At 63.0% G+C, this 5,912-nt stretch carries 6 protein-coding genes; 2 read left to right on the top strand and 4 right to left on the bottom strand.

Translation table 11 applies throughout. The annotated features are described in order from the left end of the window. Positions 1 to 24 precede the first annotated feature (24 nt). A complete protein-coding gene (locus FN369_RS09140) occupies positions 25 to 1,140 on the bottom strand; it encodes an alkene reductase (RefSeq protein WP_142525849.1) in 1,116 nt (371 codons plus the stop codon). 173 nt (positions 1,141 to 1,313) lie between these two features. On the opposite strand from FN369_RS09140, the gene FN369_RS09135 reads away from it, so the two are divergent. After that, positions 1,314 to 2,159 (top strand): arylamine N-acetyltransferase family protein, encoded by an 846-nt coding sequence (locus tag FN369_RS09135; protein WP_142525848.1) that lies wholly within the window; start codon positions 1,314 to 1,316, stop codon positions 2,157 to 2,159. Positions 2,160 to 2,251: 92 nt separating this feature from the next. Beyond that, positions 2,252 to 2,770 carry a c-type cytochrome gene (locus FN369_RS09130; RefSeq protein WP_142525847.1) on the top strand — a complete coding sequence of 173 codons (519 nt, stop codon included), beginning with the start codon at positions 2,252 to 2,254 and terminating at the stop codon, positions 2,768 to 2,770. A 22-nt stretch (positions 2,771 to 2,792) separates the two neighbouring features. Here the strand turns inward: FN369_RS09130 and FN369_RS09125 are convergent, their stop codons facing one another. The 3 genes from FN369_RS09125 to FN369_RS09115 all read right to left on the bottom strand — a co-directional run. Beyond that, on the bottom strand, positions 2,793 to 4,160 hold the full coding sequence (locus FN369_RS09125; protein ID WP_142525846.1) for a putative Na+/H+ antiporter: 1,368 nt from the start codon (positions 4,158 to 4,160) through the stop codon (positions 2,793 to 2,795). A 3-nt stretch (positions 4,161 to 4,163) separates the two neighbouring features. Then, positions 4,164 to 4,661 carry a PIN domain-containing protein gene (locus FN369_RS09120; RefSeq protein WP_178087781.1) on the bottom strand — a complete coding sequence of 166 codons (498 nt, stop codon included), beginning with the start codon at positions 4,659 to 4,661 and terminating at the stop codon, positions 4,164 to 4,166. 455 nt (positions 4,662 to 5,116) lie between these two features. Next, positions 5,117 to 5,912, bottom strand: a 796-nt coding sequence (locus tag FN369_RS09115) for an aminotransferase family protein (protein WP_142525844.1), incomplete at its 5' end; no start/stop codon positions are given.

The raw sequence follows: 5,912 nt of genomic DNA, 5'->3' as shown, positions 1-5,912 counted from the left end.
CCCCCGTCCGTCTCGCAGCCGGCTTTATGCGCCGGCCGCTTCGAGGAAGGGATAATCGGTGTACCCTTTTTCGGCACCCCCGTAGAAGGTAGAAGGATCGGGCTCGTTGAGCGGGGCCGCGCGGCGAAAACGCTCTGGCAGATCCGGGTTGGCGAGGAAGAGACGGCCGAAGGCGATCGCATCCGCGATCCCTGCGGCGATCGTCGACTCCGCGCGCGGGGCGTCGTAATTCCCGCAAAAGCTCAAGACGGGAGCAAAGCGGCGGCGCAGAGTACCCTTCTCTTCCTCCGTGAGCGGCGGCCCACCCGCCCAATCGGGCTCGGCGATGTGCAGATAGGCGATCTTCCGCTTGTCGAGCTCGGCCGCGACGTAGAGCGCAGCCTCCCAGCTTCCTTCGATCGTCATATCGCAAAAGACGCCTTTGGGGGAGAGCCGAACGCCGACCCTCTCCCGACCGATCGCTCCGGCCACCGCATCGACGACTTCCAAGAGGAACCGTGCCCGATTCGGAAGCGAGCCCCCATATTCATCCCGGCGTTGATTTGCGCGGATGTCGAGAAACTGATTCGGCAGATACCCGTTGGCCCCATGAACTTCGACCAGGTCGAACCCCGCTCGAAGGGCGCGGCGGGCTGCCGCGGCATAGTCTTGGACGATCCCCTCGATTTCCCTTCGGGTAAGCTCTCGCGGGACATCCACCGGCACCTGAGCGGGAGTTCCATCCGGCAGAACGACGAAGCACTCCGTCTTCTCGGCTCGAATCGGCGATGGGGCAACCGGTGGCTGTCCGCCTTCCTGGAGGAGATGGTGGGAGACTCTCCCCACATGCCAGAGCTGGATGGCGATGCGCCCCCCGGCCCCGTGGACCGCCTCCACCACCCGCCGCCAACCCGCTTCCTGCGCATCGGTGTAGATTCCCGGCGTCCAGGCGTAGCCCTGACCTTGCCGACTGATCTGGCTCGCCTCCGTAATGATGAGCCCTGCGGACGCCCGCTGGGCGTAATACCGGGCGTTGAGCTCGGTCGGAATATCCCCCGGTTGGCCCGCGCGGGATCGTGTCATCGGAGCCATCCAGATACGGTTCGGCGTGGAAAGGTTGCCTACGATCAGCGGGGAAAAGAGATGGGGAAAGAGAGACATCACACCCTCCATTGCTAGGATTGCCATGCGCCTCCGACCCCGACTGCGCTCACGCCGTCGAGGAGGCGCCGCGTCTTGGATCACCAAGCCGCCCGGCCCTTGTAACGGATTTTCCCGCCCGAGTCGAGCCGTGAAGCGCGCGCTTTGCGAAACGATCTGCTATTTTCCTTCCGATGCACGACACCTTCCTCGAGCGCTACTTCCGCCGAATCGGCTACGAGGGGCCGAGGAGCGCGACCCTCGAAACACTCTGTACCCTCCATGCCCTCCATCCCCAGGCCATTCCGTTCGAAAACCTCGACCCGCTGCTCGGCCGGACGGTGGCGCTCGACCTTCCTTCGCTCGAGCGGAAACTGATTCTCGAAGGGCGAGGAGGCTACTGCTTCGAGCACAATCTCCTCTTCAGCGAGGTCTTGCGCGCCCTCGGCTTCTCGGTCGTCGGGCTCGCCGGGCGCGTTTGTTGGAAGGTCCCCGAAAAGACCACCCTCCCTCGAACGCATATGGCCCTCCTGGTGCAGCTCGATCAACCCTTTCTCGTCGATGTTGGATTCGGCGGACTCACCTTCACCGCCCCTCTTCGGCTGGAAACGAACATCGTCCAGGAAACCCTCCATGAACCGATGCGCATTTTTCGCTCGGGAAGCGGCTTTCTGATCCAAGTCTTGCTTCGCGGCTTGTGGGAATCGCTCTACCAATTCGATCTGCAACCCCAGCTACCGGTCGATTATGAGATCGCCAACTGGTATCTCTGCTCTCATCCGGACTCGCGCTTCCGGAAGGAGTTGATCGCGGCCCGACCGGATATCGGATGCCGGTATGCCCTCCGGAACAACGAGTTGACGATCCATCGGATCGGAGGGGAGAGCGAGCGCCGCCGGTTGGTGAGCGGGGCCGAGATCCGCCGGGCGCTTGAAACCTGGTTCCGTCTCACCTTGCCCGAAGAACAAACAGTCGCGCCTCTCTTGGAGCCAATCGCCCGCGGCGCCCGCTCTCCGTTGAGTCGCTCCATGTTGTTATAACAAATAAGCGAAACCCCGATGCAAGAAAAGGGGCAATGCCGGTAATCTTTCCGCTTTTTCCGGATCCGGGCCGAAGGAGTAGGATTGTCGGTATGCTCTCCCTCGGTTTGCGCGCTCTCTTTCTCCGCTCCTTGGCTGCATGTTCCTTTGCCCTCCTTTCGTCGTCGGCATCCCTTTACGCGCGGAGCGGCCACAGTCTCTATTTGGAGAATTGCGCGCGATGCCATGGAGCGGAAAGGGAAGGCCTCGATCCCAATCCTCCATTGAAAAACTCTGCCTGGGTGAACGGCGATCCGGAACGGCTGATCCGCATCGTCCTCAATGGCTACGCCGGAACGATCCGGGTTGCGGGGGAAGAGTACCGGGGCCAAATGCCTTCCTGGAGGACCATCCTCAACGACGACCAGGTCGCTTCCATTCTCACCTACCTGCGCTCCGAATCCGGGGCGGAGAAGATCTCCACCGATCAGGTCGCTTCCGTCCGCCAAAAGACGAAAGGGGAGCCGACCACGCGCGCTCCGTCGGGCTGCATGGGCGGCCGGACCGGAATGGGACGAGGACACCGCCATGGCGGGATGGGCGGCGGGATGGGTTGCGGCTGCGGTCGGTGAAGAGGGATTTCCCGGGCGTACGTCACGGACGAAGCAGGAGCAGAGCGATTCCCGTAGGGAGGAGAGCGCCCGCGGCTAAGCCGAGGGGAGAGATTCCCTCGGGGAAGAACCGGCTCAAGAGGGCTTGGCCCGCCGGGTTGGGAGCGTTGGCGATAACGGTCAGCCCACCGGTGGAGATCGCCCCAGCCATCACCGCTTGCTTCGCCGATTCTTCGAGCCCGGGAACAAGGCTAGCCAGGTAGGTCACCAGCGCATTGTCGTTGAAAGCCGTGATGGCCGCCGCGCTGAGCAGAAGGGTCGTTTCGTCGAGCCGTTCGAGCAGCGGATTGATCCACCAACTCTGGCGACTGCCGAGGAGCTCAAGCCCCGCTAGAAAAAAGCCGACGAGCACCGCTTGCCGCAACGAGACCTCGTCTTGGAAGGGCCCGGTCACCCGGAGAAAACCGAGGAAGAAGAGGAGGCCGCCCACGCAGAGAACCGGCGTCTCGGCGGTGGCCACGATCCAGGCAAGAAAGAGGAGATGGACGCCGGTGATCCAGCGGGGAGCCCGCTCGGGGGAGCTTTCTTCCGCCGATATTCGACGGCGGAGTGCTTCCAAGCGGTGGAACTCCTTTCGGAAGACGACCAGATAGATCAGGCTTCCTAGAAGCGTCGCGGCCGCCGCCTTCCCGCCGAAGTGAAAAACCATATAGCCGCTCCCCCAACCCCAAGCTCGTGCGGCCAGCACCACCGGAGGGGCCGCGAAATGGGTCAGGCAGCCGCCGATGGAGACATTCGTAAAGAGCAAGCCGACGGTCGCGTAGGAAAGGGCGGGACGGGGGCCGAGGGGAAAAAAGCGCTTGCCAAGCAAAAGAGCGGTCGTTGTCATTGCGCCCGCCTCCGTGATGATCGACCCGGCCAACGCACCCAAGGTCAGCAGGACGAACCACCAGGCGGCCACCGATCCCCTCCCCAAGGCCGCTACCCGCAGGAGAAGATCGTCGAGGAAGAGCAGGATCGGCCGACTGGAGGCGACCGTCATCACCGCGACCACGAAGATCGCCTCCGCAAAATCCCGGCTCAGCCCCAGCCGCTCGATCGCCCCCGACCATCCTCGGAAGAAGACCACAATCCAAAAGAGTGGGATTACCCATAGCCCAAAGACGACCTCGATCTCACCCAGAAGCAAAAGGAGCTCCGCGATCATCTTTTGACGGGCGGCGAGCGGATTGCACTCTGCTACGAGCCTCCGGGCTCTCTCCGCCCTCCGGTTCCCCAGCCGATGGAGGGAGGGAGCGAGGAAGGTATGCACGATCGCCAGGAGGAAGATCGCCGCTTCCACGAGCCGGAGCGGATCTTCGCCCACGGCTTGGCGCAAAAGCTGCGATAGGGAGAAACGATCGGTCACCATCGCTCACGGGGATTCCGCCCGGAAGGGCCTTCGTGCTCCGCCCCGGATGCGAAGTTCGTGGAAGAAGCGCCGAGGGAGCCCGCCGGGATGGCAGCCGGGTTGAGCCATTTCCCGGTTCTCCGAAATCAGGTCTAGTCCCGGTATCCTCTCGAAATGGCGCCGGTTGTGGGTGACAACCGGCTTCTGGTGGCGGAGCGCCGTTGCCGCGATCCAGGAGCCGCTGAAACCAATCCCAATCCCCGCTTGCTTGCAAGCCGACCTAAGCTCCGCCCATCGCCAGGCCAGCGCATCGTCGTAAGGCAGAACGGCGTAGTGGCGCCGTTGTGCTCGCATCTTGGCGATACGTTCTTCGCTCCAGCCGTTCTCCAGAGGCCAGCGATACAACTCAGCCACCGTTAGGAAGGCGATGAAAAGTGCCGGATCCGCCAAGTGCCGTCCATACCGCCCGAACTCCGGATTTCCCTTCAACAGGTAGGACACGATGTTCGTATCGAGAACCATCTCCTTCTCCTCAGCGCACAGCGTTTTCGGAACGCCATTTTTCCAAGGCCGTCTCGAAGCCATCCTCTCTCTCCTCTTTGGGCCAGCCTCCCAACAAGGATTCGAAGTCGGTCCGAGACGCTACTCCTTGCCGGTGTGCATATTCCTCAGCGGACAAATCCTCCCAATCACCGTAGCTCCACGCGGCCAGTTCCCCGAGAGCTTCCGTTACGACGCCCGGTTCTATCCTTTCTCTGCCGGTCGCTTCCCACCAGCGCGGCTCACCGCTCGTCTAGTCGCATCTGACCCGCTTTGACCTTCGGCCCTTCAATGCGAATCGTAAGAAAAGCCTGCCGACCGGTTCCGTTCATAATCGCTCCTTTCCGAACTTTCCCCTCCGCGACCGCCCCAAGTTCTCCCTGAAGAGCAGAGGCCCCTTTCCCTCGCAGGACGATTTCGCAATCAAAACACAAGAATCACGGCAACTCCTCCCAGAGGGCCCGATCCAGGGCCCCGACCATCCCGGCCAGATCCTCGGCGGAGGACGAGAAGGGAGGCACCAGCACGAGGACATCCCCGACCGGCCGGGTCAAGAGCCCATGGGAACGAGCCCGCTCGCAGACCCGAAAACCCACCTCTCTTTCCAGAGGGAAGGGTGCCCGATCCGCTCGCCTTTCGACAAGCTCAACCGCAAGCACCAGCCCTTCCTGGCGGACATCTCCGACGCACGGATGGCGCCAAAACCGCTGGCCGACGCTCTGCAAGACCGCCGCCCGATCCGAGATCCGCTCGAATACCCCTTCCTCCTCGAAGAGGGAGAGAGAGGCTAGAGCCGCCGCGCATCCGATCGGGTTCGCGGTGTAGCTGTGGCCATGGAGGAATGTCCGGTTCTTCTCACCCGTGAATCCAGCGTAGATCTCCTCCCGAACGAGAGTGGCCGCCAGCGGGGTCATTCCTCCCGTCAGCCCCTTGGCCAAGCAAAGAAGATCGGGAAAGACCCCTTCCCGCCGGCAGGCGAGCCAGCTTCCCAGGCGACCGAAGCCCGTAAAGACCTCGTCGGCGATCCAGAGGATGCGTCGCTCCCGACAGAGCCGGTCGAGCTCGCGCAGGTAGCCCGCCGGATGCATCCACATTCCCGCGGCGGCCTGTACCTTCGGCTCGATCACGACCGCGGCCACCCGCTCTCGGTAGCGATCGAGCGCCTCCTCCAAGACTCGAAGACACTCCCAGGAGCATCGACGATCGAGGCGGGCATCTCGGCTTCCGGCCGCC

This window comes from Methylacidimicrobium cyclopophantes, from assembly GCF_902143385.2.
Lineage (GTDB): Bacteria > Verrucomicrobiota > Verrucomicrobiia > Methylacidiphilales > Methylacidiphilaceae > Methylacidimicrobium > Methylacidimicrobium cyclopophantes.
Note: the sequence above shows the minus strand (reverse complement) of the source record. Positions and strands in the feature narration are given on the sequence as shown.

Coding starts and splice junctions, on each gene's coding strand:
- FN369_RS09125 (WP_142525846.1), bottom strand. CDS start 4,160: ATGGTGACCGATCGTTTCTCCCTATCGCAGCTTTTGCGCCAAGCCGTG.
- FN369_RS09135 (WP_142525848.1), top strand. CDS start 1,314: ATGCACGACACCTTCCTCGAGCGCTACTTCCGCCGAATCGGCTACGAG.
- FN369_RS09140 (WP_142525849.1), bottom strand. CDS start 1,140: ATGTCTCTCTTTCCCCATCTCTTTTCCCCGCTGATCGTAGGCAACCTT.
- FN369_RS09120 (WP_178087781.1), bottom strand. CDS start 4,661: ATGGTTCTCGATACGAACATCGTGTCCTACCTGTTGAAGGGAAATCCG.
- FN369_RS09130 (WP_142525847.1), top strand. CDS start 2,252: ATGCTCTCCCTCGGTTTGCGCGCTCTCTTTCTCCGCTCCTTGGCTGCA.